This window comes from Erythrobacter sp. S249 (assembly GCF_057364975.1).
In genome coordinates, this window is the sequence record NZ_CP200287.1 from 1718195 (window position 1) to 1745142 (window position 26948).

A 26948-nucleotide genomic window follows, 5' to 3' on the forward strand; every position below is an offset into this window, starting at 1 on the left:
GGCGCATATGGCCAAGGATACCACCGGCAAAGTCGCCATCGTCATGGGCAGTCAATCGGATTGGCCCACGATGAAGCGCGCGGCTGACGTTCTTGAAGAACTGGAAGTGGAGCATGAGGCGCGGATCGTCTCGGCCCACCGCACACCTGACCGGATGGCCGCCTTTGCCAAGGGCGCCGAAGGTGAAGGCTTTGACGTGATTATCGCGGGCGCAGGCGGGGCGGCCCATTTGCCCGGCATGATCGCGGCGATGACCCATCTGCCCGTGCTTGGCGTGCCAGTTCAGTCCAAGGCTTTGTCGGGTTGGGACAGCCTGCTCTCAATCGTGCAAATGCCCGCTGGTGTGCCCACCGGGACTCTGGCGATTGGCGAGGCGGGTGCGACCAATTCCGGCCTGCTCGCCGCGAGCATTTTGGCGCTGTCGGACGAAGGCCTGTCGCAGCGGCTGCAAGATTGGCGCGCCGCGCGCAGCGCCGCCGTCACTGAAACGCCGCAGGACTAAAGGGGCGCCATGAGAACGCTTCCTCCCGGCTCGACAATTGGAATTTTGGGCGGCGGTCAGCTGGGTCGAATGCTGGCGGTTGCCGCGCTCCAGCTTGGCTATCGCTGCATTGGCTATGCGCCCAAAGGCGACAATATCGCGCGCGACGTCTGCACGGATTTCTTCGAGAATGATTGGAGCGACACCGCGGCGCTCGCCGCCTTTGCGGCCAAATGCGATGTGGTGACGTGGGAGTTTGAAAACGTCCCGCTCTCCACGGTGCACGCTCTGCCCGAAACAATGCTGGCCCCCGGACCGAAGGCTTTGGAAGTCGCGCAAGACCGCCTCAACGAAAAGAGCTTCGTCGAGGGGTTCGGAGCGCAGCCAGCACCGTACAAGCGGGTTGAAGATGACGCGGATTTTGCCAGGGCGCTGGAGATGGTCGGCGCGCCCGGCATCCTTAAAACCGCACGCGATGGCTATGATGGCAAGGGCCAATGGCGCGTCGCCTCCGCGCATGACGCCGATGGCATCCGCTTCCCCGGTGTCGCCTGCGTCTATGAAGGCATGGTCGATTTCGAAACTGAATTTTCGGTGATCCTCGTGCGCGGATATGACGGCGAGATCCGCTTCTGGGATTCCACCGCCAACACCCATGACAGTGGCATGCTGAGCAGCTCTATCCTGCCCGCAGGTCCGCTGGTCGAGGCGCAGGTTGAGGCCGCGCGCGGCATCGCAGAACAAGTCGCCGATGCGCTGAATTACGTCGGTGTCCTAACGCTCGAATTTTTCGCGACAAAGACTGGCCCGGTGTTCAACGAAATGGCACCGCGGGTCCACAATTCCGGCCATTGGAGCATCGAAGGCGCGGCCACCAGCCAGTTTGAAAACCACATTCGCGCGATTTGCGGCCTACCGCTGGGCGGCACCGAAACCCGCTTTGCCAGCATCGAAATGCGCAACATTATCGGCAAAGACGCGCTGGAGGCGCACGCGCTGCTGGCCGAGGACGGCGAGCCGCATCTGCACCTCTATGGCAAGGCTGAGGCCCGCGAGGGGCGCAAGATGGGCCATGTGACCCGGGTAAGCAATGAAGCAGGACCGGCCAGCGCGTGAGCGACAAGATATTCCTGATTTATGCCCGCGCTGGGAACGGCACGATTGGCAAGGATGGCAAGCTGCCCTGGCACCTGCCCGCAGACCTAAAGCGGTTCAAGGCGCTGACCATGAACCGCCCGATGATCATGGGGCGCAAGACCTTTGAGAGTCTGCCCGGCCTGCTGCCCGGCCGCCGCCACATTGTTCTGACCCGGCGAGATCGCTGGGACAGCAGCGGCGCAGAGGTGGTGCATTCCATCGACGAAGCGCTGGAGCTGGCCCGCGATGGCAATGAAACCGGCGAGATCGCGGTGGTTGGCGGCGCAGCGATCTATGACGTCTTTCGCCCGCATGCCGACCGGATCGAAGTGACCGAAATTCATGCGGACTATGCCGGCGACACCTTCATGAAGCCGATTGGCGATGAATGGGAAGTCACCGCGCGCGAAGATTTTCCAGCCGAGGGCGCCGATCCCGCCTACTCCTTCCTCACCTATCACCGGCAAGGACGCACAAACACGCAAGGCTCGGACGCATAATGCGCTGGCTCGATCACCGTGAACCTGTGTCCGAGGCGCTGCGCGGTGCGATCATCGCGCTGGGCAATTTCGATGGCTTCCACCGCGGGCATCAGGCCGTCGCGGGTGAGGCGATAGACTGGGCGCACGCTGAAGGACGCCCTTCGATCATCGCCACATTCGATCCGCATCCGGTGCGCTTTTTCCGCCCCGATGCCCCGCCGTTCCGCCTGACCACACTGGAGCAGCGCCAAGAGCTGTACCTGGGCGCAGGCGCGACCGCGATGCTGGTGTTTCATTTTGATGCCGAACTGTCTGGCACCAGCGCAGAGGATTTCATCACCGAGATCCTGATCAAGCGCTTTGGTGCGCATGGCGTGGTGACCGGCGGCGACTTTACCTTTGGCAAAGGCGCGAAGGGCAATGTTGATCTGCTGCGCGGCTTTGGCGGCGAACATGGCCTGGAAAGCCGGGTCGTCTCCCCGGTTGAGGGAGATGGCGCGATCGTCTCCTCCAGCCGCATTCGCGAGGCCTTGCGCGAAGGCCAGCCGGAACTCGCCGCAGAGCTGCTCACCCGTCCCTTCGCGATCCGCGGCATTGTTGAGCATGGCGACAAAAACGGGCGTGAACTCGGCTATCCCACCGCCAATCTTCATGTCGAAAGTTACTTGCGGCCCAAATACGGTGTCTACGCTGTGACTGGCAAAGTGCTGGCCACCGGCGAAGAGCTCAAAGGCGCGGCGAACATGGGCATCCGCCCTCAGTTTGAGCCGCCCAAGGAATTGCTGGAGCCGCATTTCTTCGATTTTTCCGGCGACCTTTATGGCCAGGAAATCGAGATCGCCTTCCACCACTTCCTGCGCGGCGAGGCAAAGTTTGACAGCCTCGACGATCTCATCGCTCAAATGGACAAGGATTGCGAGGAAGCGCGAAGGCTTCTAAGCGCGCCGAAAGCGTAGATTAGGCCAACAATGACCGAAGAAACCCAAAAGCGAGATTACAAGGACACCGTCTTCCTGCCGAAGACCGCGTTTCCGATGAAAGCCGGCCTGCCGCAGAAGGAGCCGGGCATTCTCGCGCGTTGGCAGGATGCAAACCTGTACCGCACCATGCGCGATACCCGCAGCGGACGCGAGAAGTTCATTCTGCATGATGGCCCGCCCTATGCCAATGGCGACATGCATATCGGCCATGCGCTGAACCATATCCTCAAAGACATGGTGTGCCGCACGCAAAATCTGATGGGCAAGGATGCGCCCTATGTGCCGGGCTGGGATTGCCACGGCCTTCCCATCGAGTGGAAGGTTGAGGAGCTTTACCGCAAGAAAAAGAAGAACAAGGACGAGGTTCCGCCAAAGGAATTCCGCGCCGAATGCCGGGCCTATGCGCAAAAATGGGTCGATGCCCAACGTGAGCAGCTGAAACGCCTTGGCATCATGGGCGATTGGGACAATCCATACCTCACCATGGACCCTCAGGCAGAGGGCACAATTGTTGCCGAGCTGATGAAGTTTGTGGAGGCCGGCAACCTCTATCGCGGGTCGAAACCGATCATGTGGAGCCCGGTTGAAAAGACCGCCCTGGCCGAGGCGGAGGTCGAATATGAAGACTTGACCGACAGCCCGCAGATCGATGTGGCGTTTGAGATCACGGAATGCCCGAATGTGCCAGATCTGGTCGGCGCGCATGCGGTGATCTGGACGACGACGCCTTGGACGATCCCGGTTAATCAGGCTTTGGCTTATGGGCCGGAGGTTGAGTATGTCCTCCTCGGTCCCGACAACCTCGACCATCCAGATGCTCCGCGTTTTCTAGTTGCGATGAACCTGCACGAAGAGTTTTTGAAGCGAGCCGAAGGCTTACTTCCTTGCTCCTACCTTATTCACAACGACTGTGCGGGCTCAGATCTAGCCGGAACCATCGCCAAACACCCGATGGCGGATCGATTCCCGGACAGCGAATTCTACACCAAGCCGCGTCCCTTCCTTGAGGGTGACTTCGTAACAACCGACAGCGGCACGGGCCTTGTCCATATGTCGCCCGATCACGGCGAGGATGATTTTGAGCTGTGCAAGGCGAATGGCATCAACCCCGTTTTTGCGGTGATGGACGATGGCCGGTACCGTGATGATTGGCCGTGGCTTGGGGCAGATGACCTCGATGCGGATGGCAAGGCGCGCCGCCGCGCGGTCATCAATAAGCCGTTTAACGCACCCGATGGCCCGATCTGCAACGATCTGCGCGAAGCGGGCGCTTTGCTCAGCGCCTCTGCCGATTACGCGCACTCCTATCCGCATTCCTGGCGCTCCAAAGCCAAGGTGATCTATCGCTGCACACCGCAATGGTTTGTGCCGATGGATAAGCCGCTGGAGCCATTGTCCTCGCTGCATTCTGCGCCTTTGGAAGACTTGGACGCGGCCGTGGGCAGCGCACTGCCCAAGGGCGAAGGCGACACTCTGCGCGCCCGCGCCATGTCGGAAATTGAGCGGGTAAACTTCGTCCCGCCCAAGGGCCAGAACCGCATCGGCTCCATGGTCGAGGGACGCCCAGACTGGGTGCTCAGCCGCCAGCGCGCCTGGGGCGTGCCGATCACGCTCTTCGTGCGTCCCGATGGCACTTATCTGCAAGACCCAGAGGTAAACGCGCGCATTGTCGCCGCCGTCACCGCAGAGGGGGTCGATGCCTGGGAAGAGGCCCGCAAAGCCGAATTCCTCGGGGCCAATCACAACCCGGATGACTATGAAATGGTCACCGATATTCTGGACGTATGGTTCGACAGCGGCTGCACCCACGCATTCGTGCTGGAATCGGACCGCTGGCCGGATCTGACATGGCCTGCGAACCTCTATCTCGAAGGCAGCGACCAGCACCGCGGGTGGTTCCAATCCTCCTTGCTGGAAAGCTGCGCCACACGCGGCCGCGCGCCGTATGACGAAGTGCTGACCCATGGTTTCACCATGGACAAGGCCGGCAAGAAAATGTCGAAATCGCTCGGCAACACCATCGATCCGCTCAAGGTCATGGAGCAATATGGCGCGGATATCATCCGGCTGTGGGCGCTTAGCGTGGACTTCACCGAAGACCACCGGATCGGCGATGAAATCCTGAAAGGCGTGGGTGACCAATACCGCCGCCTGCGCAACACATTCCGCTATATGCTCGGCGCGCTCGATGGCTTTGTCGGCGATATGTCGGATGGCGGCGAAATCCCTGAGCTGGAGATCTATGTTCTCTCGCTGCTGGGTGATCTCGACGCCAAGCTGCGCAAGGCCGCCGAAGAATACGACTTTAACAGCTACACCCGCCTGCTAGTGGATTTCTGCAACGAAGACCTCTCGGCCTTCTTCTTCGATATCCGCAAAGACACGCTCTATTGCGACGGCGAAACCTCGGTTAGTCGGACCGCCTATCGCACCGTGCTCGACCTGCTGTTCCATGCGCTGGTGCGCTACGCCGCGCCAGTGCTGGTCTACACCGCCGAGGAAGTGTGGCAGAGCCGCTATCCCGAGGACGGCGAGCAAGGTGGCAGCGTGCATTTGCTCGAATGGCCGAGCATTCCGACCGTGCCTGCCGACACTGGTCGCTGGACAAAAGTCCGCCTGGTCAGAAACTACGTATCACAAGAAATCGAGCCTCTACGTCGGGCAAAGAAAATACGGTCTAGTCTCGAGGCGAGTATCGACCTTGCCTTGGACGCTGACACCTTTGAGCAAACGAAAGGGGTCAATTGGGCGGAAATCTTAATCGTCGGTTCAGTGCGGCTCACCAAGTTGGAGCGCTTTGATGAGCCAGATAAGGGTGTTTCCGCTTCAGTGTTAGTCTCTGTCTCCACGGACCACAAATGCGGGCGCTGCTGGCGCTTGCTGCCTGACGTGCCTGAGGAAGGCGCGCTGTGCGGACGCTGTGCGGAGGTGCTCGGTGAATAACGAACAGATCCGTCACCCTGAACTCGTTTCAGGGTCCATCCCCAGCGCCATTTCACTCAGTTGGAGTGGGCGATGGATGCTGAAACAAGTTCAGCATGACGAGAAAAAATCATGAGCGGCCTGTTCACACGCAACCGGATAATCGGCCTGGTGCTGGCGATCATCATCGCGGGCGTGGATCAGCTGATCAAATGGTATGTGACCGGACCGCTTGGCCTGACACGCGAAGGTGACAAAATCGATCTCCTGCCATTTTTCGATCTAACGCTTGTTTTTAATCGCGGCGTTTCACTTGGACTGCTGACGGCGCAGAGCATGGAAATGCGCTGGGCGCTGGTCGGCATGACCGCGCTGATCGCGCTGGTCGTGCTGGTGTGGATCATGCGAGAGCGGATGATGGGTGACATCATTGGCCTTGCCATGATCCTGGGCGGAGCCATTGGAAACATCCGTGACCGCTATGAATTTGGCTATGTGATCGACTATGCTGATTTGCACATCGGCACGTTTCGCCCGTTCCTTGTTTTCAACGTCGCCGATGCCGCTATCACCATCGGCGTGATCGTAATCCTTATTCGCAGCTTTTTTGCGAGCGATAAGAGTGATACAGAAACCGCTGAAGAGCCAGCCAGCGAGCTTAACGCTGAGCGGCCAGCTGAGAATTGACTCGGAGAATTTGCAATGCGTGCCTACAAAACTGCCATCCTTCTGATTTCGACCAGCGCCATGCTGGGCGCCTGCGGAGGCTCGGGCATTTTCAACCGTGAGCGGCCTGACGAATTCGCCGTTCAGCGTCAGGCACCCCTCGTGGTTCCACCAGATTTCAACCTTGCACCGCCTGCACCGGGCGCGCCGCGTCCGGCCGATGGCACTGCCTCTGAGCAAGCGTTGGACGCTATCTTTGGCGGTCCTGCCGAGCGCAGCCAGGTCGAAACCAGCGCGCTTGACCGTGCCGGAGCCGCTGCACCTGGCATCCGCTCACAAGTGGGCGATGAGGGCACCAATACGGTCGCCAAGGGCCGCGTAACGCGGGATATCATCGCTGCCCCTGAAGGCGACGGCGCATCAGCTCAGACAATCGTACCTGGTTAGTTTGCGCGAGGCGCATCCGCGCTCGCGATATCCTCGCTCACGCGACCTAAGGGTCGCGTCGCTGCGGGCGGCCGCTTGGCCTTGCGACGCCTTCAGCGTCGTTCAACCGCCCTTTCCGAAAATTCACTCTTCGGTTGGCTCCGGCAACTTCCGCACCAGGATCTTGCTGATCCGGCGGCGGTGCATTGTCACAACCTCGAAACGCCAGCCCTGGTCGCTGAACGTGTCGCCTGCAACCGGCAGGCGTTTTAGCACGGACAGGACGTAGCCTGCGGCCGTGCCAAACTCTCGGCTCTCGTCGTAATCGAGGCCGAGCCGGTCTGCCAAAGCATCCGCTGAGATCGCGCCCGAAATGATCAGAGAGCCATCCGGGCGCTCAATCAGATCAGGCTCATCGCCTTCGTCCTTATCGCTTACAAAATTGCCCGCCATTGCGGTCAGCAAGTCGACCGGCGTGACGATACCGTCGAGATGGCCATATTCATCGTGGACCATGGCAAGCGCGATATCGGCTTGCTGCAGCACCCGCAGCGCATCCATCGCGTCGAGCTGATCCGGGACCACCTCGGCCTTGCGCATCATATCTTTCAGCGAAACCTCTTCCCCGGCCACCATGTGGGCGAGAACTTCGCGCACTTTCACCACCCCCAGCACATTGTCGGGCGAGCCATCAGCGATCGGCAGCAGCGAGTGCGGGCTGGCTTCAATCGCGGCCTTAATCGCCTTTTCATCGGCGCTAATATCAATCCAATCTAGCTCTGTTCGGGGCGTCATCATCTCGCGCACGGGCCGCTCGGCCAGGCGCACAACACCGGTCAGGATCTGATGCTGTTCCGCCTCGATCACGCCAGAGCGGGTCGCATCAGCGAAAATCATCTGCAATTCCTCGGCCGTCACCGAATTGGAGCTGCCCTTGCGAATGCCGAACAGGCGGATGATCCCAGCGGAGGATTTATCGAGCAGCCACACCAACGGGGCGGCGATCTGGGCGATAAAGGCCATCGGCCGCGCCATCACCAAGGCGATAGGCACCGAGGAACGCAGCGCGAGCTGCTTTGGCACCAGCTCGCCAATCACCAGGCTGAGGTAGGTGGTGAGCGCAATCGCGATGCCAAATCCAACGTCACTGGCCATGTCTGCAGGCACGCCCAACGGGATCAGACGCTCACCCAATGGCTCACCCAGGCTAGCCCCGGAGTAAGCGCCGGTAATGATCGCCACCAAGGTAATGCCGATTTGCACGGTCGAGAGGAATTTGCCCGGGTCAGCGGCTAGCTCTAGCGCGGTCTTCGCCGCAGCGGAGCCATCCTCTGCTTTTGCCTTAAGGCGTGCGGTTTTCGCCGATACGATCGCCAGCTCTGACATGGCGAACACGCCATTGAGCACGATCAATCCGAAAATGATGAACAGGTCTGGCCAAGGAAAGGGGGTCACGCCCTATTCGCTAGCACAATTGTTCAGCCTTGCCAGCCGGTCTCGCATCCATACGCTCAAAAAGCGGCCACTCTGGATTATGGTTTACAAGAATTAACCCCATTCAGCTTGCCGAAAAGCGGGCCAAGGCACATGCACGCCAGATCAGCGCAGCTTTAGGCGCTGACACTTGCGCGCGAAGCCCGATTTGTGCGAGCTTTGAGCAGTCGAGGAGGACAACGACAATGAAAACAGCAAGAATTTTCCTATCGAGCACGGCAGCCATCGCGCTGCTCGGCACCAGCGCCTGCGTCACGGACCCTAACACCGGACAGCAGAAAATTTCGCGCACTGGTATCGGCGCGGCATTGGGCGGCACTTTGGGCTATCTGCTCGGCGGCGTGGTCGGCGGCGATACGGCCCGCATCATTGGTGCAGGCATCGGCGGTTCTGCCGGCGCGGTGATCGGCAAGCAATTTGACGACCAGATCAAGGAACTCGACGAGCAGACCGCAGGCAGCGGCGTGGATGTTGAAGAGATCGGCGATCAAGATGCAATTCTGGTGCGCCTGCCCGATGGCGTAACCTTCGCCAGCGGATCAGCCGACATCAATCCCGGGTTCTATGACACGCTCAACACCGTGGCCGACAGCCTGATCAAATATCCCAACAGCCTGGTCGATGTGTACGGCTTTACCGACACCACCGGCTCCAATGCACTGAACCAGCGCCTGTCAGAACAGCGCGCTCAAGTGGTAGCCGATTACCTCGCGTCGCGCGGCGTCGCGCGCAGCCGGATGGCAACGCAAGGCTTTGGCGAAAGCTACGACTATCTGCGCGTGAAGACCGGCGACAATGTCAACGAGCCGCTCAACCGCCGGGTCGAAATCAAGATCGTACCGATCAGCCAAGACGATGTGAACGCAGCGCGCGCTGGTTCATAAACACTCATTCTTGTGAGTATCGAGGAGGGCCGGGGAAACCTGGCCCTTCTCTCTGCCTCAAGCGCCGGCGCTCGCATCCGCTCGCTTGGCTAAGCCTTTTGAACGATGGCCTAGCCACCCGCGCCCTCCACCCTTCCACCCGGAGCCTACCGGGATACCATCCGGGTGGAAGGGTGGAGGGCGCGGGTGGCTAGGTCGCAAACAAAAAAGCCTATTTGGACAAATCTCTGGCCCGCTCCGCAATCCGCTCTACCGCCGCACTGTGGATCTCAGGCGAGCTAACGATCACTCCAAAAGCGCGCGGATCCCGTTTGTTATAGCCAAGCGGCGCGCCAAACGCGTCAGAAACCTGCGCACCGGCCTCCCGCGCGATCAGCGTCGCAGCGCCCACGTCCCATTCATAGCCCCAGCGCAAGGTTGCGACCAAATCCGCCATATCTGCCGCCACCATGGCAATGCGCAGCGCGATTGAATTAGGCTTTTCAACGATCACCAGATCAGAATCGGGACCAGGCAATTGATCAATCGGAATGCGCGCCCCGGAAAACTCGGTCCGCCTTGAAGCGGTGATCGCTTGGTCATTGAGGGTCGCGCCTTTGCCCGCCTCCGCAATCCATTCCTCCCCGCGTGAAGGCGCAGCCAGCATCCCGATAAGAGGCCGTCCAGCGCTGATCAACGCAACGGATACGGCCCAGCCCGGCCGCCCGCGAATAAAATCGCGCGTGCCATCAATCGGATCGACCAGCCAAATCAGGTCGTTATCAAGCCGCCCCGGATCATCCACGGTCTCCTCGGACAGCCAGCCCGCCGAGGGCAGCAGCGCGCCTAGCTCTCGCTTCAAAAAGGCATCAACCTCAAGATCGGCCTCACTTACGGGATCGCCCGGCGTCTTCTCCCACGTGCTCAGTGCATGGCCGTCGCCCGGCCAGCGCGAATGCGCTATCCGGCCCGCTTCGCGGACGATTTCTTGAAGGCGAATTCGGTCAATCATGTGAGCGTTTAGTCGTGGCCGTACAAAGCACACTTTTCAAGCCGGTGAATCCATGCTTAGGCACGCACCAACATTATCTCCCCGCATTTACGAATTAAGGACAGCCAGCGATGAACATTCACGAGTATCAGGCCAAGGAATTGCTCAAAGAACACGGGATCGCCGTGCCAGCAGGCCATGCCGCGATGAGCGTGGAAGAAGCCCTGGCCGGTGCCAAGCAGCTGCCCGGGCCGCTCTATGTCGTAAAAGCGCAAATTCACGCTGGTGGACGCGGCAAGGGCAAGTTCAAGGAACTGCCAGAAGATGCAAAGGGCGGTGTGCGCCTCGCCTTCTCGCTCGATGAAGTGGAAAGCCACGCGAAGGAAATGCTCGGCAACACGCTGGTCACCATTCAAACCGGTGCAGAGGGCAAGCAGGTCAACCGTCTGTATGTGACTGACGGCGTTGATATCGAAAGCGAATATTACCTAGCCATGCTGGTCGACCGGGCCAGCGGTCAGGTCGCCATGGTCGCCTCAACCGAGGGCGGCATGGATATCGAAGACGTGGCGCACAACACGCCAGAGCTGATCACGACGATCACCATCGACCCAGCGCAAGGCTTTATGCCGCATCATGGCCGCGCGGTTGCGTTCGCTCTGAAACTCTCAGGCGATCTCAATAAGCAGTGCCAGAAACTCGCCGCCAAGCTTTATGCCGCGTTCATGGCGAGCGATTGCGAAATGCTCGAAATCAATCCGCTGGTTGAAACCAAGCCAAATGCCGAGGGCAAAGCCGATCTGCTCGTGCTCGACACCAAGATGAGCTTTGATGGCAACGCGCTCTATCGTCACAAAGACATCGAGGAGATGCGCGACGAGACCGAGGAAGATCCATCCGAGGTCGAAGCGTCAGAATATGACCTCGCTTACATCAAGCTCGACGGAAACATTGGCTGCATGGTCAATGGCGCAGGCCTCGCCATGGCAACGATGGATATCATCAAGCTGAACGGCGCGTTCCCAGCCAATTTCCTCGACGTAGGCGGCGGCGCAACCACTGAGAAAGTAACCGCAGCCTTCAAGATCATCCTGAAAGATCCAGCGGTCGAGGGCATCCTCGTCAATATCTTCGGCGGGATCATGAAATGCGACATCATCGCCGACGGCATCGTGCAAGCGGCGAAAGACGTAAACCTGTCCGTTCCGCTGGTGGTCCGCCTCGAAGGCACCAATGTCCAGCAGGGCAAGGACATCCTCGCCAATTCCGGACTGCCGATTGTGGCCGCGGATGACCTGGGTGACGCTGCGAAGAAGATCGTCGCAGAGGTCAAACAGGCGGCTTAATTCTGGCTGTCTACAACGGACATTGCCGGTGCGGCGGAGTGCAGTTCGAGGTCGATGGACCTCCCCTGCTCACCGCCGCTTGCCACTGCGAGGGCTGTCAGCGCATGACCGGCGGTCCATATTCCTTGAGCGCACTTTACAAAAAAGAGCGCTTCCGTGTGACGGCGGGCAGCCCGGTGCTAGGCGGCCTCAAGGAAGCCACACAGCACTTCTTTTGCCCAGAGTGCCTCAGCTGGATGTTCACTCGCCCAGCCGGGCTTGACGATATGGTCAACATCCGCACTCCGATGCTCACGCAGGCCGGGGACTTTCCGCCTTTTGTTGAGCTTTATACTGACGAAGGACTAAATGCCGCCGTTCGCGTGGCACCACACAGTTTTGCAGCCGCGCCAGACGTCGACGTGTTTCTTGCACTCTCACAAAGCTATCAGAGCTGGGACAAGCGGCCTCACTAGAACGCCGAGGCTCATCCTCCACACGCCCAGCCGGTTTCACCGCACGCAACGCCTCCTGCAAAGCTCTCAAAAGGGCAGGCTTGACCTTGAGCGATCAGCGCGCGAGGACTGCCTGTGAGACATGCACTTGGGACTCCGGCACTGCTTGACGTTTACGTAAACGCAAGCTAGGGCGGTTCTCAGTAGAGTTGCGCCTAAGCGCCATAAGGAAGGAACTGCGATGAAAATCCTCGTCCCCGTCAAACGGGTGATTGATTATAACGTGAAACCGCGCGTTAAGGCCGACGGCACAGGCGTTGATCTGGCCAATGTCAAAATGAGCATGAACCCGTTTGATGAAATCGCCGTCGAAGAGGCGATTCGCATCAAAGAGGCGGGTAAGGCAGAAGAAATCGTCGCTGTATCGATCGGCCCTGCCAAGGCTCAGGAAACGCTTCGCACCGCGCTCGCCATGGGTGCAGACCGCGCGATCCTGGTTGAGACCGATGAAGAGGTTGAGCCGCTCGCCGTTGCGAAAATTCTGAAGGCAATTGCGGACGAAGAACAGCCCGGTCTCGTGCTGCTCGGCAAACAATCGATCTCTGACGATTCGAACCAAACCGGCCAAATGCTCGCCGCTCTGATGGGCCGCCCGCAGGGTACGTTTGCGAACACTGTCGCGGTTGACGGCGACAGTGTCGAAGTGAAGCGTGAAGTCGATGGCGGCCTTGAAACCGTCAAACTGACTCTGCCAGCGATTGTCACCACTGACCTGCGTTTGAATGAGCCGCGCTACGCTTCGCTGCCGAATATCATGAAGGCGAAGAAGAAGCCGCTCGACAGCAAGACCCCAGCCGATTTCGGTGTCGATGTGGCCCCGCGCCTCACGACCACCAATGTCGCTGAGCCGCCCGTCCGTCAGGCCGGCGAAAAGGTCGCTGACGTCGATGCGCTGGTTGAAAAGATCAAGGCTCTGGGCATCGCCTGAGGCGCGCCTGAGCAGGATAAGGAATAAAGACCATGAACACTCTGGTTCTCGTCGAACACGACAATTCATCCGTTAATGACGCCACGCTGGCTGTCGTCACCGCCGCGGGCAAGCTGGGCGAAGTGACCGCGCTGGTCGCTGGCCACAATTGCGGTGCTGTCGCCGATGGCGCCGCGCAGATCGCAGGCGTATCAAAAGTGCTGAAGGCGGACGATGCCGCTTACGCCAATGGCCTTGCGGAAAACGTCGCCCCATTGGTGGCTGGCCTGATGGACAGCTATGACGCTTTCCTCGCCCCGGCGACTACGAGCGGGAAGAACATCGCGCCGCGCGTTGCCGCGCACCTTGATGTGATGCAGATCTCCGACATTCTTTCGGTTGAGGGCGGCAAGACCTTCACCCGTCCGATCTATGCCGGCAATGCCATCGCCACCGTCGAAAGCGCCGATCCCAAGCTGGTGATCACCGTTCGCGGCACGGCCTTTGACAAGGCAGAGGCCACTGGCGGATCAGCCTCGGTTGAAGACGCAAGCGGCCCCGGCGATGCTGGTATCTCAAGCTTTGTCAGCAGCGAAATTGCTGATGGCGGCGACCGTCCAGAGCTCGCCAGCGCTGGCGTGATCGTGTCCGGCGGACGCGCACTGAAAGACGGCGAAACCTTCGAAAGCGTGATCACGCCGCTGGCTGACAAGCTGGGCGCGGCCATCGGCGCATCGCGCGCCGCGGTGGATGCGGGCTATGTCCCGAACGATTATCAAGTCGGCCAAACCGGCAAGATCGTCGCTCCAGAGGTCTATATCGCGATCGGCATTTCTGGCGCGATCCAGCACCTTGCGGGCATGAAAGATTCCAAAGTGATCATCGCGATCAACAAGGATGAAGATGCACCGATCTTCCAAGTGGCAGATATCGGACTGGTCGCTGATCTGTTCAATGCAGTACCGGAACTGACGCAAAAGCTCGGCTAAGCCTCGGCCCAGCATAAAGACTTAAGGTTGAAGCAGACCCTCGCCTCGTTATTGTGGGGCGAGGGTTTTGTTTTATGGGGGCACATATGCGGTTTGGATTGGGAGCTTTGGCGGCAGCCATTTTGGGCATGGGCGCTGCGAGCCAAGCCTATGCGAAGACTGAACCGGTTGTGCTTGAGCCTAAGGGGCGATGGCTCCTCGACTTTGCCGAAGATAAATGCAGCCTTTCGAGAGTCTTCGGAGAAGGCGAAAACCGTATCGAATTTCTACTCGAGCAGGCAGGCGAGGAGCCGTACTACACCCTTGCCATATTCGGTGCGCCAGCCAGAGCAAGCCAGCGAGAAACAATGCGTATTCGGTTCGGCCCGTCGGAAGGAATGTCTGAACGCAGCTTTCTCTCTGGCCGCACCGGTGATGAAAAGACCCCGTTTGTACTGATGCACGGAATTCACCTTGCCGCACCGGCAAAGGACGCGAAACAAGGTGAATTCGAAGTAGTTGATATCGGGCCCGCCAGAGAAAACGCGATAACAACTGTCTCATTTGAGCGGGGCGTTCGCCGGCCCCTCACCCTCGCGCTCGGCTCGATGGGCGAACCTTTAAAGGCGATGAGAACGTGCATCGCCGACCTGATGGAGGAATTTGGGCCAATTGAGGATGAGGCTTCACCTTCGAAGAAGCCAGAACTGACGAATCCACACAAAGTCGGGCGATACCTACAAGAACGATATCCACTCCGTATGCTCAAAAATGATCAAGGCGGTACGGTCAAGGTACGCCTCACGGTGGACCGAAAAGGCGGAGTCTCAGGCTGCCAGATTACCAAATCGGCCAGGCCCGCAGCATTCGATGACCTCGTGTGTTTTGGTCTGATGAGAATTGCAGAGTTTGAACCTGCTGTTGGCCCCGACGGCGAGCCACGTCTGGGCGTATACCAAACGCAAGTGACCTATAAATTAAACTAGCGAGCCAGTGGAATCACGAGCAACTGCACGCGCAAAAGGCTTTGTCAAAACCTGCAGTTAAACCGTTCCGTTTGAGACGATCTGCGCCCGCCGCTGCGCCGGCGCTCCGCGAGGGCTTGGCGTACGCTTTGCTTTCGCGGCATTCGCCTCAGCCAATCGGCGCGCACTTGCTAGCGCGGCCTCTGCATTGCCCGCGACCAGAGCTGCGGCGCAGGCAGCGCATTCCTTTTGCGACTCGTGCGTGCGGTCTTGGGCCACCACCTCGCTCAGGGCGGCGAACAAGCGGAAGCGTGCGGGCTCAAAATTTTCCGGTGCAGAGCACGCCTCCAGCATGGCGAAGTAGAGCCCGTCGGCACTGCTGGAGCGGTCTCGCTGGCTGCGCCAAAGCGCGCGGCTCGTAAGGACATAAGCGCCGGAGCCGACCTCAAACTGGCACGGTTCCAGAGCAGTCACCAAAGCGCCATTGATCACCGCTTGCGCGCCGGCGGCTAAGCGAAACGTCTTTGGTGCGGGAGCTGGCTGTTTTGTAGGCATGCCTTGTTGCTAGCGCCTATTGCCAAACTGATGGCTGCGATGGGCCTGCGTACTTCCCCGCAGGCGGGTGCAGTTTTCAGCTACATAAAGCCGATGATGAAATGGATCGTCATGCCGACGAGCCCGCCCACCAGCGTCCCGTTGATGCGGATGAACTGGAGGTCACGCCCGACCGCGCTTTCGATCCGCCCAGTGATTGTGGTCGCATCCCAGCGCTTCACCGTGTCGGACACCAGGGTCACAATCTCGCCGCCATAGCGGGTCGCAACGCCCACCAGAGTGCGCCGCGCAAACCGGTTGATCTGTAGCTGCAAGCGCTCGTCCTGTTTGAGCGCGCTGCCGAGCTCGGACAGGCCTTTGCGCATTTCGTTGCCAAGCTCGCTGTCAGCCTCACGTGCGCGCCGGATCAAGGACCTGCGGATACGTTCCCACACGCCCATCCACCATTCGGCCACCGCCGGATTTTCGATGAGGTCGCGCTTCATGCTTTCGACGCGCTCGCGGGTCTCAGGGTCATGCTGCAGATCTTGCGAGAGTTTGGCGAGCCCCTCTTCAATCTTGCTGCGTAGCGGATGCTCGGGATCGACCAGAACCTCTGCCAGCAGTTTATAAAGGCCATCGAGCACAGAGCCGGAGATCCGCTCGTCAAGACCGGTCCAGCGCAGCACCGCGTTGGCGCGCGCGTGGATCACCTCGCGAACTGTCTCTTCATTGTCCTCCAGCGTCAGGCCCGCCCAGCGGATGAAGCCATCCATCAACGGCATGTGCCGTCCATCGGCGATCGCGCTTTCGAGCATTCGGCCGACCAGCGGCGAGATATCAATCTTGGCAAATTGGTTGCCCAGCCCGCTGCGCACTTGATTGCCAAGCCGGTCAGGATCGAGCGATTCGAGCACCTCAGCCAGCAATTCTGCTGCCCCTCCCGTAATGCGAGAGCGAGGGTCAGGACCGTCCTCGCTGCGCGCCGGGGCGACTAGAAAATCGCCGACCGCGCGCGCGACATTCATGCTCGCCATACGCCGCGCCACCACCGCCGGGGTCAGGAAATTCTCCTGCAGAAACTGCGCCATCGTATCAGCGATGCGGTCTTTGTTCTCAGGGATGATCGCCGTGTGCGCGATCGGTAGGCCGAGCGGGTGGCGGAACAGCGCGGTCACCGCAAACCAATCGGCGAGGCCGCCAACCATTGCCGCCTCGGCAAAAGCGTTCGCATAGCCCCATGCCGGGTGCAGCTCGACATAGGGATGCGTTGTAAAGAACAGCAGCGCCATCGCCGCGAGCAACCCGGTTGCCGTCCAGCGCATACGCCGCGCACGGTCCGCCGTCAGCGCTTCGCCGCCGAACTTTAGTGGGATTGGCTGAGCATCAGACATGGCCGCGCGCCTAGCATGCCGCTGGGAGTTGCAACACGGTGGCCGGCATTAGCGCGAGATCACTCACTCGGCAGGCTCGGCCCCGGGCGGCAAACGGGTTGCCGGAGTGGCCGAAGGCTTAGGCTCGCCGCCCGCCTCAGACACGTCCACCGGCCCTGGTGTGTTGCTGCTGTCTTCATCGCCTGGACGATAGGTGAGGAAGCGTTGACGCATCCAAGGCCCAGCCCGCCGTTCAAAACTATCGGCCAGACTGAAACCAGCTGGAACGATCAACAGGGTCAGCACGGTCGACAGGATCAAGCCGCCGATCACCACAACGCCCATAGGTTGGCGCCATGCGCCATCACCTGACAGCGACAAAGCTGTTGGCACCATGCCAGCGGTCATGGCGACCGTGGTCATCACAATTGGCTGAGCGCGCTTATGGCCAGCCTCCATGATGGCTTTAAACTGATCCGTGCCGTCGGCCATTTCCTCAATCGCAAAGTCTATCAAAAGAATCGAGTTTTTGGACACGATCCCAAGCAAAAGCAGGATTCCGATCATGACCGGCATGGAGAGCGGCTGACCCACGATCCAGACGAGGAAAATTCCGCCGAGTGGCGCCAGCGCGAGCGACGTCATGTTCACCAGCGGACTCATCAAACGCTTATACAGCAGCACCAGCACCGCAAAGACGAGCAGAACGCCTGCGAGAATGGCCGTGCTGAAATTCTCAGCAAGTTCATTCTCAACATCGGCTGCGCCAATGGAATCGCGGATGACGCCGGTTGGCAGGTCCTGCAGGGTTGGTAGCTCCTCGATCTGCGCATTCACATCACCGCGCAGGAAGCCAGAGGCCAAGTCCGCGCCGATGAAGACGCGGCGGTTCTGATTGTAGCGCTGAATCGAGGTTGGCCCCGAGCCGAATGAGATCTCAGCAATTGTGCCGAGCGGCACCGATCCGCCGCCCGCTGTCGGAACCGGCAGATTTTCCAGCGTCGTCATATCTTCACGGGAAGAGGCAGGCAGCCTGACGGAAATCGGCACTTGGCGATCAGACAGTGAGAATTTGGCCGAGTTTTGCTCAATCTCGCCCATCGTCGCGATGCGGATCGTTTGGCTGAGCGCAACGGTTGAGACACCCAAATCCGCTAGCAGTTCTTGGCGCGGACGGATGATGATCTCCGGGCGCGGAATATCGGCGCTGACACGCGGCGCGACCACCGAGTCGAGCTTTTGCATGTCCTCAACGACCTTTGCCGCGGTGGCATTGAGCAAAGCCGGATCAGAACCCGCCAACATGATTGTAAAGTCGCGCCCGCTGCCGCCGCCGCCCGGTCCATTGTCGTTTTGGAAGCGAACACGCGCATCCGCAATGCGGGCCAGTTCTGGCGCCAGATCGCGGGTGAATTCGACCGATGTTTTAGAACGATCATCCTTCAGGGTGACGAACATGGTCGCTGCGCCTTCGCGCACGCGCTCCAGCGCCAGCTCCACATCATCTTGCGCATACATCAAGGCGGAAACCTGATCGGTAACGCGTTCGGTATCCGCCAGCGTAGTGCCGGGCACCATCTCGATCTCAACCCGAACGTTATCGTCATCAATATCCGGAAATGCCTGAAACGGCGTTTTCTGCATCAACAGCACAGTCAGCAGAAGCGCGAAATAGCCGACGCCCAGCATCCATACCCGGTGGTCGAAGAAACGCGCGGTCATGTATTTGACGCTGTGCGAGAACTGTCCGCTACCAAAGAGCCAGCTTAGCGACTGAATGACTTGGAACACCAGCCAACCAGCCAAAAAGCCGACCGCTAGGCCCAGAACCAGGAACAGGAGTTCGAAGACTTTCGAGACCAGGCCGAATGCAAAGGAGTTCGTATCGCTGGAAACGAGCGCGCCTACTTTGGCAGGAATTTCGAGGCCTGAGACAACCCCGAAGCTCATGAACAAACCGGCCGCCGACGCTGCTAGCAAGGCAAAGACTGTTAGCAGCAAGGAAAGAACATAAAGCCAGCGATGACGCGGGGCATCCACACCTTCGCGGCGCTCCAGCATCTTCGTCTTATCAAGCGACCAGTTGAGGACCCGCATGTAGCGATCCATCCACTTGCCTTCGCCATGCGCCGCGTGCCCTTCTGCGCGCAGGAAATAGGCGGCAAGCATAGGGGTGATCATCCGCGCCACGGCCAAGCTCATCAAAACCGCGATCACGACCGTCAGGCCGAAGTTCTTGAAGAACTGGCCCGTAATTCCCGGCATCAAGCCAACGGGGAAGAACACCGCGATGATGCAAAAACTGGTCGCGACAACGGGCAGGCCAATTTCATCCGCCGCGTCAATCGATGCTTCATAGGCGGATTTGCCCATTCGCATGTGTCTGACGATGTTCTCAATTTCAACAATGGCATCATCAACCAAGACCCCCGCGACCAGGCCCAATGCCAGCAAAGACATTTGGTTGAGGTTGAAGCCGATCAAATCCATGAACCAGAAGGTCGGGATCGCCGACAGCGGGATCGCAATCGATGAGATCATGGTTGCGCGCCAATCGCGCAGGAAGAAGAACACCACCACAACAGCCAAAACCGCGCCCTCCACCATCGCAGAGATCGAGCTGGTGTATTGGTCTTTGGTGTATTTGACGGTGTTGAACAGCGGGATAAATTTCACCCCGGGGTTTTCTGCCTCAATCTTGTCAATGATCTCGAGAGCTTCTTCGTAGACCGTTACGTCTGAGGCGCCTTTTGCGCGCGACATGAAGAAGTTGACGACCTCCTTATCGCGCACCTTGCTGATCGACGTGCGCTCGGAATAGCCATCGCGCACCCTGGCCACGTCAGCCAATTTGATCGACGTGCCATTGTTCAGACGGATCTGGCGCTGAGACAATTCAAACGCGCTTTCGGTGTTGCCAAGCACGCGCACCGATTGCCGCGCGCCGCCGATTTCAGCCATACCGCCGGCGGCATCGACATTGTCGACGCGTAGCACTTGGTTGATCTGACTGGCCGTGACGCCGAGCGCGGAAAGCCGCGCTGGATCAAGAATGACCTCGATTTCGCGGTTTACCCCGCCCCATCGGCCGGCCTCAGCCATGCCCTCAACAGACAGCAATTGTTTCGAAACGGTATCGTCGATGAACCAGCTGAGCTGCTCGATCGTCATATCGTCCGCTTCAACGGCGTAGATTCCCAAGAACCCACCCGCAATTTCGACCTTGCTAACCCGCGGTTCTAAAATCCCGTCAGGCAGGTTCCCACGCGTGCTGTCGACCGCATTCTTGACCTCAGCAACGGCCACATTGGGATCAATACCAAGCTCAAATTCGACAAAAGTGTTTGAGCTGCCCTCGCGCGCAGTCGAAGATATATTGCGCACGCCGCTCAGCGAACGCACAGCCAATTCGACCTGCTGCGTGATCTGGTTTTCGATCTCAGTTGGGGCCGCGCCAGGCTGAGAAATGGTGACGTTCACGCCCGGAAACTCAATATCCGGGTTGTTCACCACATCCATTTTGTTGAAGCTGAGCAGGCCCGCCAAGAACATTGCGGTGAACGCAACCAGCGGGATCACGGGATTGCGGATTGACCAAGCAGAGATGTTCCGAAAACCCATGGCGATTAGCTATCCTCGAGCATCTTAGGCGAGACCGCTTCGCCTTCGGTCAGGAAGCCGCCGGCGCGCAGAACAATTTGCTCGCTGCCGTCGAGGCCCTCGGTCACGACGATACCGTCAGGCGTGACCATGCCGGTCTTGATCGCGCGCCGCTCCGCCTTCTTCTCATCGCTGACGATGTAGACATAGCTGCCCTCGCTATCGGCCAAGACCGAGCTTTCGGGCAAGATCGTCGCGACGACCGTGCCGCTCTTGATTTCTGCGGTGGCAAAGCCGCCGGGGCGCAGTTCCGGTGCATAGGACAATGCGACACGCGCAATGCCTTGGCGGTTTTGAGGATCGATGATCGGCGAAACCTGCCATACTTGACCGGTAAAGCTCTTGGTTGATCCGGTCGGCACAACTGTGGCTGCTACGCCCTGACCCAGAGATGCGATTTGTTCCTGGCTCAGCTGCGCCAGCATTTCCATTTCGCCGCCGCGCGCAATCCGGAACAGGCTTGGCGTGCCGCCAGAGACCGTTTGTCCCGGTTCAACATTGCGCTCAAGCAACAGGCCCGCCGCCGGAGCGACAATATTAAGCCGAGCCGCGCGGGCGCGCAGTTCGCGCAATTGTGCCTCGGCCACCTGGACCCGGGCATTTGCTGAATCTCGCGTTGCCGTCAGGCGATCGACATCAGCCTTGGAAACAAATCCGCGCTCAACCAATTGCAGCGCGCGGTCGAGATTGGCCTGTGCCAACTGCGCATCCGCCTTGGCAACGCCAATTTGAGCCGCTTGCGCCTGAGCCTGCTGGGACTGAACCGAGCGGTCAATCACGGCCAGCACTTGGCCTTGACGAACCCAGTCGCCTGCGTCCACGGGAACGGAGACCACCCGGCCGCCTTCGCCGACTACGCCAACTGGCATTTCACGCCGCGCGGCCAAAGTGCCTGGCGCAGTGATCACGCCTTCGACGGTGGTTTTGCCAGGGGCGACCACGGTGACGACCGGCGCCTGATCATTGTCATCGCCCGCACCGACACCGTCATCCGAGGTCATCACGACGTAAGCCGCAATCGCCAGAAGCAAGCCAATGATCCCGATACCGATCAACACCACAGGGCGCGAGACGCGCGGCTTATCCGCAGCAGTGCCCGACAAGTCTGTCGGCACGCTATCGGCGGCCTCTGCAGTGATGGTAGTTTCGTAATTCATGGCCAAACCTCAGGTGTATCGCACAGGTGTGTTATACTCATAAGTCACCTTGTGCAATCCCTCATACGCCGACGCAGCGCAGCGGGCAATGCGCGGTTCGACTGATGACTTTGACCATAGACGAGCGGCGTGGCGCATAAGTTCCTAAGCGCGCACGAAAAAGGGCGAGACAGCCCACCGCTGCCCCGCCCCTAAATGCGTATTTATCGCAGTGTCTTAGCGCACACTGCCACGCTTGATCAGGTTAACGATGCCGAGAAGCACCACGGCGCCGACAACAGCAACGCCCAAACCGATCAATGAGAACTCTTGCACGCTGCCGCTGATACCGAGCAGCGGGCCAACGATCGCATTGCCGACGATTGAGCCAATACAGCCCACGACAATGTTCCAAAAGATGCCCATCGAAGCATCGCGGTTCATAACCAAGCTAGCGAGCCAACCAGCCACGCCGCCGACGATAAGAGCAATAATCCAACCCATAATGATCCCTCCTGAGGTTTTCTCTGTCAGCAGTGAACCGCGACAAGGCGCGAATCCACTGCGTCCCGCGCCCTTTAGAGCGCGAGAACCACAGGATGCTAGGGTGTTTTACGAGTTTGTGCGAATCCGGTGCCGAAAAGGCCGGATTCACGCGCTGCTGGCGTCAGTATTTCAGCTGTCGCTCGTAGAGGTCACGGTAATGCTGGATGCGGGTCACACGCAGGCCTTGCATGCCTGAACGGTCGACTGCGCGCTGCCATGATGCGAACTCTTCAAGAGTCAGCCCATAGCGCTCTAGCACTTCGTCAATGGTCAAGAGACCGCCATTTACCGCAGCCACGACTTCAGCCTTGCGGCGCACAACCCAACGTTTCGTCTTGGGCGACGGCAAGTCATCGATCGTCAGTGGCTCACCAAGTGGGCCAATGACCTGTGCGGGGCGGATGTCCTGATTTTCAATCATTTATCGTCTCTCGATCGCCTCTTACCGCGTTTTCTTCGTGTTGAAGCCTTATAGTGGCTGAGGCTTTGCGACCCTCTAAATCAATAGGGTTAACAGGCCGTTCGCTTTCTCCAATCGCAGCAAAATAACTTGCTGCCGCATCTCCAAAGCTCGCGACGCTAACAGATCCATGGACCGCATCACGGCGCAATACGGCGCGAAGGTCGTGCGCTGCGTTGATCCGTGCGGTCAGTTCGCTCCAGCCGATTGCGCGCAAAGCATTGCCGCCCCGATCATCGTCCATGCCATTGGCACTCGCGTCGATCTGGGTCAGCGATGTCGGCACGGCGATACCCGCTGCGGCCAGTTCGGCCTGTAACTGAGTGCTGTGAATCGGTGAAACGTTTTCGAACATTCGCTCGTCTCTAAGGCAAGCATGTCAACATGAGGTAAAACTCACATTTACCTGCTCTTAGGACTATTGGCTGGCGAGTATTCAAGTATTCGCAAGTTCTCGCGCAGCATTTCGTTAGACACCGCTCGGCCTTAGCGTAGGTCTCGCAAAGCACTGGAACCCGCAGCAAAGCGGGTGTAAAGGCGCCCCCTGCAATGACTGACAACACACTTCTTGATGCCAGCCCTACCTTTGGGCTCGATAGCGCCGCCCTGTTCGACTTGCCCAAACCAGCAAGCGAATCGCGCATCGTTGTGGCGATGAGTGGCGGCGTCGATTCCTCCGTGGTGGCGGCGTTGGCGGCAGATACCGGCGCTGAAGTGATCGGGATCACGCTGCAGCTCTATGATTATGGCGCTGCGACGGGCCGCAAAGGCGCATGCTGCGCCGGCGATGACATTCAGGATGCCCGCGCCGTGTGCGATCGCCTGGGCATTGCGCATTATGTGTTCGACCATGAAAGCGCTTTTCGCGAAGACGTCGTCGAGCAGTTCGCTGATGAATATTTGGCTGGCCGCACGCCGGTGCCCTGTATCCGGTGCAATATGGGGCCTAAGTTTACCGATCTGTTCCGCATGGCGCGTGAGCTGGGTGCAGACTGCCTCGCCACCGGCCACTATGTCCGGCGAGTGATGGAGGACACAGGGCCAGAGCTTTACCGCGCGGTCGATCCCTCACGCGATCAATCCTATTTCCTTTATGCGACCACGCAGGAGCAGTTGGACTATATCCGCTTCCCGCTGGGCGGCCTGCCCAAAACGCAGGTGCGCGAGCTCGCTGAAGCGGCGGCGCTGCGCAATGCGGCGAAGCCAGACAGCCAAGACATCTGCTTTGTGCCCGATGGCAATTACGCCAAGATCGTGAAATCGCTGCGCCCTGAAGGCGGCATTCCGGGCGACATCGTGCACGCGCAAACCGGCGAGACCTTGGGCACGCATAAGGGGATCGTCCATTTCACCGTTGGTCAGCGCAAGGGTCTGGATATCGGCGGACAGCCTGAGCCGCTCTATGTCGTAGGCCTCGACGCCAACAGCCGCGAGGTTCGCGTTGGCCCGAAAGTCATGCTCGCAGTGAACGAAGCGAAAGTCATTGAGACCAACCGGATTGGCCCGCTGCCAGATGCTCCGCTGACCGCGAAAGTACGCAGCCTTGCCAAGCCCGTGCCGATCGAGCTGATCGGTGAGCTGGGCGATGGAGCGACCTGCTCCATTCGCTTTGCTGAGCCAGAATTTGGCGTAGCGCCTGGACAGGCCGCCGTGATCTATTGCGGAGAGCGCGTGGTCGGCGGTGGCTGGATCGATGGGACGACCGCAGCGGCTTAAGCGGCCAGAGGCTGCGCTCAGCCCTCCCACTTCTCCATAACGCAACCATAGCCCTCGCGGTAAGTCGCGGTTGCATCGGTGATCAATGGGAAGCGCGCGGTTACGCTTTTCGCTTTCACATTATCGACCAAAGTGATCAGCTCCATCCCGGCAAGCTTGTCTTTCTTGCAGTCTTCTAGGCTGCGCCCAGCGACAAACCGACATGAGCACGCAACCCGCGCAGAATAGGTCGTGCCCGCAATCGCATAGCCGCGCACCGGCTCGCGGTAGACCCATGCTGTTACCGCCAAAGCGATCAGGATGAGGAGGAAAAGCCACAATCCCACTCGCGATGATCGCGCCGCGCGCGGCCGCGTTGAATTTGCCATTGCTAAACCGTGATCCTTGGGGAATTGAGTGTCAAATGTCTGTGCGTCACATCTCCTCTAACGCTGCTCTTGCGCTTCTGTCAGCCCTTTTGATGCTGCTTTCCGCATGCGGCGAAGCCCCGCCAGCTGGACCGGCACCGCTCAGCGATGAGGCATTGGCCGCCGTCACTGAGAAAGCCGGCGCCCCGCGCGAAGATCTGGCGCGCGCCATCGACGAATTGTTCAATGCCGAGGGGATCGGTGAGACCCGCGCCGTAGTGGTAATGGCAGATGGAGAGCTGGCCGCAGAGCGCTATGGCAAGGGCTATGACGCGGATACCCAGCACATCAGCTGGTCCATGGCCAAGACGGTGACCGCGGTGATGGTCGGCATGTTGGTCGCGGATGGACGTTTGCGCCTCGACGAGGCTGCTCCGGTTCCAATGTGGCAGCGCCCCGGCGATCCGCGCGCGGAGATCACCTTGCGACAATTGCTGCAGATGCGCAGCGGGCTGCGCCATACCGAGGCTGGCGATCCGCCGTACGAATCCTCTGAGGTCCGCATGCTGTTTCTCGATGGGCGCGACGACATGGCGCGCTGGGCTAAGGAGCAACCGCTGGAGGCGGAGCCGGGCGAGACCTTCGAATATTCATCCAACACCACCGTGATCCTCGCAGATATTGCGACCCGCGCGCTGACCGAGAGCGATGATCCCGATCGGCGGCGCACTGCGGTGAGCGAGTATTTGAGCGAGCGTCTGTTCGATCCGCTCGGCATGGACTCCATGGTGCTAGAGTTCGACGCCTCAGGCACGATGATCGGCGGCAGTTTGATGCATGCCACCGCGCGCGATTGGGCCAAGTTTGGCGAGTTCCTGCGTGCCAAGGGCCGCGCCCCCAACGGCGAGCGTTTGGTCCCGCGCCGCTATGTTGAGGCGATGGTCACGCCTAGCCCAGCAAGCCCGCATTACGGCCTGCAAACCTGGCTCAACCGGCCATTTGGCGAAGCGGGTAGCGATCGTCCGCATCCGCTGTTCCCGGATCGCGCGCCGGCCAGCCTGTTCTCGCTGATCGGACATATGGGCCAATATGTGCTGGTTTCACCAGAGCAGCGCGTGACCTTGGTGCGCCTCGGTCATTCCACTTCAGAGGAACGCCCGCCCATGCTTGAAGAGGCCGCCGACGTGCTCGCGCTTTATCCGGTTCGTTAGGCAAGCACCCGTACGCAGACTGATCACTCAAACGTAGAACACGCCCTCAACCACAGTCACGCATGGCCCGCCGAGCCACACACGCTCTCCGTCCAGACGGCAGGTTAGGTCGCCGCCGCGCTCCGACGCCTGATGCGCGGTGAAGCTATCACGGCCCAGCCGCTCGACCCAGAACGGTGTGAGCGCCGCGTGTGCAGAGCCGGTCACGCTGTCCTCATCCACACCAGCGCCAGGCACGAACACCCGGCTAACGATATCGCTGTTGTCGCCCGGCGCGGTGCAATCGAACTGGTCAACGCCCAGCGCGCCAAGCGCCTTCAAGTCAGGCTTAAGCGCGCGCACTTGCGCTTCGTTTTCATAAAGGAAGATGTTGTAAAGCGTGTCATTGCGGTGGACGAGCAGCGGCTCAGCCCCGAGCAGTTTCACCGCTTCTGGATGGGCTCGAGGCTCGGTCCTGATCGCAGGCAGACCGACTTCATAGCCATCGCCTGCTCGCCTAACCTCAAGAATGCCTGACTTGCGCGTGCGAAAGGTGACGGCCTCGCGTCCGCCATTCTCACTTCCCCAGTCGTGGTAGGAAAGCAGCACGTGACCCGCCGCCAAAGTCGCATGACCGCACAGCGCGATCTCGTAGGTCGGTGTGCACCAGCGCAGCTCCCAATCAGCTTCGCCCGTTTCATCGCGAACCACAAAGGCGGTTTCCGCGAACATGTTCTCGCCGCCGATTTTAACGAGCACATCATCCGGCAGCCACTCCTCAAGCATCATCACCGCCGCCTGATTTCCGCCGAAGGCCTGAGCGGCGAAGGCGTCAACATGCCAATAGGGTATTGTTTGCGCCAT

At 59.7% G+C, this 26948-nt stretch carries 26 protein-coding genes; 15 read left to right on the top strand and 11 right to left on the bottom strand.

The features are described from left to right. Nucleotides 1–7 precede the first annotated feature (7 nt). The 7 genes from purE to AC0V6V_RS08140 all read left to right on the top strand — a co-directional run bounded on the left by purE (nucleotide 8) and on the right by AC0V6V_RS08140 (nucleotide 7115). Complete coding sequence (gene purE / locus AC0V6V_RS08110; protein ID WP_486137886.1) at nucleotides 8–502, top strand: 5-(carboxyamino)imidazole ribonucleotide mutase; 495 nt, start codon at nucleotides 8–10, stop codon at nucleotides 500–502. A 9-nt stretch (nucleotides 503–511) separates the two neighbouring features. Continuing rightward, nucleotides 512–1597: a 5-(carboxyamino)imidazole ribonucleotide synthase gene (locus tag AC0V6V_RS08115; RefSeq protein WP_486164900.1), complete on the top strand. Its 1086-nt coding sequence runs from the start codon at nucleotides 512–514 to the stop codon at nucleotides 1595–1597. Next, nucleotides 1594–2118, top strand: coding sequence for a dihydrofolate reductase (locus tag AC0V6V_RS08120; protein ID WP_486164901.1), 525 nt, complete (start codon nucleotides 1594–1596; stop codon nucleotides 2116–2118). The genes AC0V6V_RS08115 and AC0V6V_RS08120 overlap by 4 nt, the downstream gene beginning before the upstream one ends. Then, on the top strand, nucleotides 2118–3056 hold the full coding sequence (locus AC0V6V_RS08125) for a bifunctional riboflavin kinase/FAD synthetase (protein WP_486164902.1): 939 nt from the start codon (nucleotides 2118–2120) through the stop codon (nucleotides 3054–3056). Before AC0V6V_RS08120 ends, AC0V6V_RS08125 begins: the two co-directional genes overlap by 1 nt. Nucleotides 3057–3068: 12 nt before the next feature. Further along, the gene (gene ileS / locus AC0V6V_RS08130) at nucleotides 3069–6023 is read left to right on the top strand and encodes an isoleucine--tRNA ligase (RefSeq protein ID WP_486164903.1); all 2955 of its coding nucleotides are present in this window, start codon (nucleotides 3069–3071) and stop codon (nucleotides 6021–6023) included. Nucleotides 6024–6134: 111 nt separating this feature from the next. Beyond that, on the top strand, nucleotides 6135–6689 hold the full coding sequence (lspA, locus tag AC0V6V_RS08135) for a signal peptidase II (protein ID WP_486164904.1): 555 nt from the start codon (nucleotides 6135–6137) through the stop codon (nucleotides 6687–6689). A 15-nt stretch (nucleotides 6690–6704) separates the two neighbouring features. Continuing rightward, complete coding sequence (locus tag AC0V6V_RS08140; protein WP_486164905.1) at nucleotides 6705–7115, top strand: DUF3035 domain-containing protein; 411 nt, start codon at nucleotides 6705–6707, stop codon at nucleotides 7113–7115. A gap of 123 nt (nucleotides 7116–7238) precedes the next feature. Here the strand turns inward: AC0V6V_RS08140 and AC0V6V_RS08145 are convergent, their stop codons facing one another. Further along, nucleotides 7239–8549, bottom strand: a complete 1311-nt coding sequence (locus AC0V6V_RS08145; protein ID WP_486137880.1) for a hemolysin family protein — start codon at nucleotides 8547–8549, stop codon at nucleotides 7239–7241. 224 nt (nucleotides 8550–8773) lie between these two features. Between AC0V6V_RS08145 and AC0V6V_RS08150 the strand changes: the two genes are divergently transcribed. Continuing rightward, complete coding sequence (locus AC0V6V_RS08150) at nucleotides 8774–9472, top strand: YiaD family glycine zipper/OmpA-like lipoprotein (protein ID WP_486164906.1); 699 nt, start codon at nucleotides 8774–8776, stop codon at nucleotides 9470–9472. 211 nt (nucleotides 9473–9683) lie between these two features. On the opposite strand, the gene AC0V6V_RS08155 is transcribed toward AC0V6V_RS08150, so the two are convergent. Further along, nucleotides 9684–10463, bottom strand: a complete 780-nt coding sequence (locus tag AC0V6V_RS08155; protein WP_486164907.1) for a 3'(2'),5'-bisphosphate nucleotidase CysQ — start codon at nucleotides 10461–10463, stop codon at nucleotides 9684–9686. Nucleotides 10464–10573: 110 nt separating this feature from the next. Here AC0V6V_RS08155 and sucC point away from each other — a divergent pair, with 110 nt between their 5' ends. From sucC to AC0V6V_RS08180, 5 genes are all read left to right on the top strand, one after another. Next, a complete protein-coding gene (gene sucC / locus AC0V6V_RS08160; RefSeq protein ID WP_486164908.1) occupies nucleotides 10574–11788 on the top strand; it encodes an ADP-forming succinate--CoA ligase subunit beta in 1215 nt (404 codons plus the stop codon). Nucleotides 11789–11790: 2 nt separating this feature from the next. Next, nucleotides 11791–12243, top strand: coding sequence for a GFA family protein (locus AC0V6V_RS08165; protein ID WP_486166068.1), 453 nt, complete (start codon nucleotides 11791–11793; stop codon nucleotides 12241–12243). A gap of 220 nt (nucleotides 12244–12463) precedes the next feature. Then, nucleotides 12464–13210: an electron transfer flavoprotein subunit beta/FixA family protein gene (locus AC0V6V_RS08170; RefSeq protein ID WP_472643678.1), complete on the top strand. Its 747-nt coding sequence runs from the start codon at nucleotides 12464–12466 to the stop codon at nucleotides 13208–13210. A gap of 32 nt (nucleotides 13211–13242) precedes the next feature. Beyond that, nucleotides 13243–14178: an electron transfer flavoprotein subunit alpha/FixB family protein gene (locus AC0V6V_RS08175; protein ID WP_486164909.1), complete on the top strand. Its 936-nt coding sequence runs from the start codon at nucleotides 13243–13245 to the stop codon at nucleotides 14176–14178. 107 nt (nucleotides 14179–14285) lie between these two features. Then, the gene (locus tag AC0V6V_RS08180; RefSeq protein WP_486164910.1) at nucleotides 14286–15143 is read left to right on the top strand and encodes an energy transducer TonB family protein; all 858 of its coding nucleotides are present in this window, start codon (nucleotides 14286–14288) and stop codon (nucleotides 15141–15143) included. Nucleotides 15144–15200: 57 nt separating this feature from the next. Here AC0V6V_RS08180 and AC0V6V_RS08185 read toward each other — a convergent pair whose 3' ends face one another. The 7 genes from AC0V6V_RS08185 to AC0V6V_RS08215 all read right to left on the bottom strand — a co-directional run bounded on the left by AC0V6V_RS08185 (nucleotide 15201) and on the right by AC0V6V_RS08215 (nucleotide 23186). After that, nucleotides 15201–15677: a flagellar biosynthesis repressor FlbT gene (locus tag AC0V6V_RS08185; protein WP_486164911.1), complete on the bottom strand. Its 477-nt coding sequence runs from the start codon at nucleotides 15675–15677 to the stop codon at nucleotides 15201–15203. Nucleotides 15678–15757: 80 nt separating this feature from the next. Continuing rightward, nucleotides 15758–16981, bottom strand: a complete 1224-nt coding sequence (locus AC0V6V_RS08190) for a DUF445 domain-containing protein (protein ID WP_486166069.1) — start codon at nucleotides 16979–16981, stop codon at nucleotides 15758–15760. A 132-nt stretch (nucleotides 16982–17113) separates the two neighbouring features. Then, nucleotides 17114–20650 carry an efflux RND transporter permease subunit gene (locus tag AC0V6V_RS08195; protein WP_486166290.1) on the bottom strand — a complete coding sequence of 1179 codons (3537 nt, stop codon included), beginning with the start codon at nucleotides 20648–20650 and terminating at the stop codon, nucleotides 17114–17116. A 5-nt stretch (nucleotides 20651–20655) separates the two neighbouring features. Then, nucleotides 20656–21846, bottom strand: a complete 1191-nt coding sequence (locus tag AC0V6V_RS08200; protein ID WP_486164913.1) for an efflux RND transporter periplasmic adaptor subunit — start codon at nucleotides 21844–21846, stop codon at nucleotides 20656–20658. A 216-nt stretch (nucleotides 21847–22062) separates the two neighbouring features. Next, complete coding sequence (locus AC0V6V_RS08205; protein ID WP_472643684.1) at nucleotides 22063–22329, bottom strand: GlsB/YeaQ/YmgE family stress response membrane protein; 267 nt, start codon at nucleotides 22327–22329, stop codon at nucleotides 22063–22065. 163 nt (nucleotides 22330–22492) lie between these two features. Beyond that, nucleotides 22493–22792 carry a CtrA inhibitor SciP gene (sciP, locus tag AC0V6V_RS08210; RefSeq protein WP_218316081.1) on the bottom strand — a complete coding sequence of 100 codons (300 nt, stop codon included), beginning with the start codon at nucleotides 22790–22792 and terminating at the stop codon, nucleotides 22493–22495. After that, entirely contained in the window at nucleotides 22785–23186 is a 402-nt protein-coding gene (locus AC0V6V_RS08215; protein ID WP_486164914.1) for a hypothetical protein, read from the bottom strand. The genes sciP and AC0V6V_RS08215 overlap by 8 nt, the downstream gene beginning before the upstream one ends. Before the next feature lie 194 nt (nucleotides 23187–23380). Between AC0V6V_RS08215 and mnmA the strand changes: the two genes are divergently transcribed. Then, nucleotides 23381–24547 (top strand): tRNA 2-thiouridine(34) synthase MnmA, encoded by a 1167-nt coding sequence (gene mnmA, locus AC0V6V_RS08220; RefSeq protein ID WP_486164915.1) that lies wholly within the window; start codon nucleotides 23381–23383, stop codon nucleotides 24545–24547. A 17-nt stretch (nucleotides 24548–24564) separates the two neighbouring features. On the opposite strand, the gene AC0V6V_RS08225 is transcribed toward mnmA, so the two are convergent. Next, a complete protein-coding gene (locus AC0V6V_RS08225) occupies nucleotides 24565–24915 on the bottom strand; it encodes a hypothetical protein (protein ID WP_486164916.1) in 351 nt (116 codons plus the stop codon). A 92-nt stretch (nucleotides 24916–25007) separates the two neighbouring features. On the opposite strand from AC0V6V_RS08225, the gene AC0V6V_RS08230 reads away from it, so the two are divergent. Further along, the gene (locus AC0V6V_RS08230; protein ID WP_486164917.1) at nucleotides 25008–26105 is read left to right on the top strand and encodes a serine hydrolase domain-containing protein; all 1098 of its coding nucleotides are present in this window, start codon (nucleotides 25008–25010) and stop codon (nucleotides 26103–26105) included. Nucleotides 26106–26132: 27 nt separating this feature from the next. Here AC0V6V_RS08230 and AC0V6V_RS08235 read toward each other — a convergent pair whose 3' ends face one another. Then, nucleotides 26133–26948 carry a PhzF family phenazine biosynthesis protein gene (locus tag AC0V6V_RS08235; RefSeq protein WP_486164918.1) on the bottom strand — a complete coding sequence of 272 codons (816 nt, stop codon included), beginning with the start codon at nucleotides 26946–26948 and terminating at the stop codon, nucleotides 26133–26135.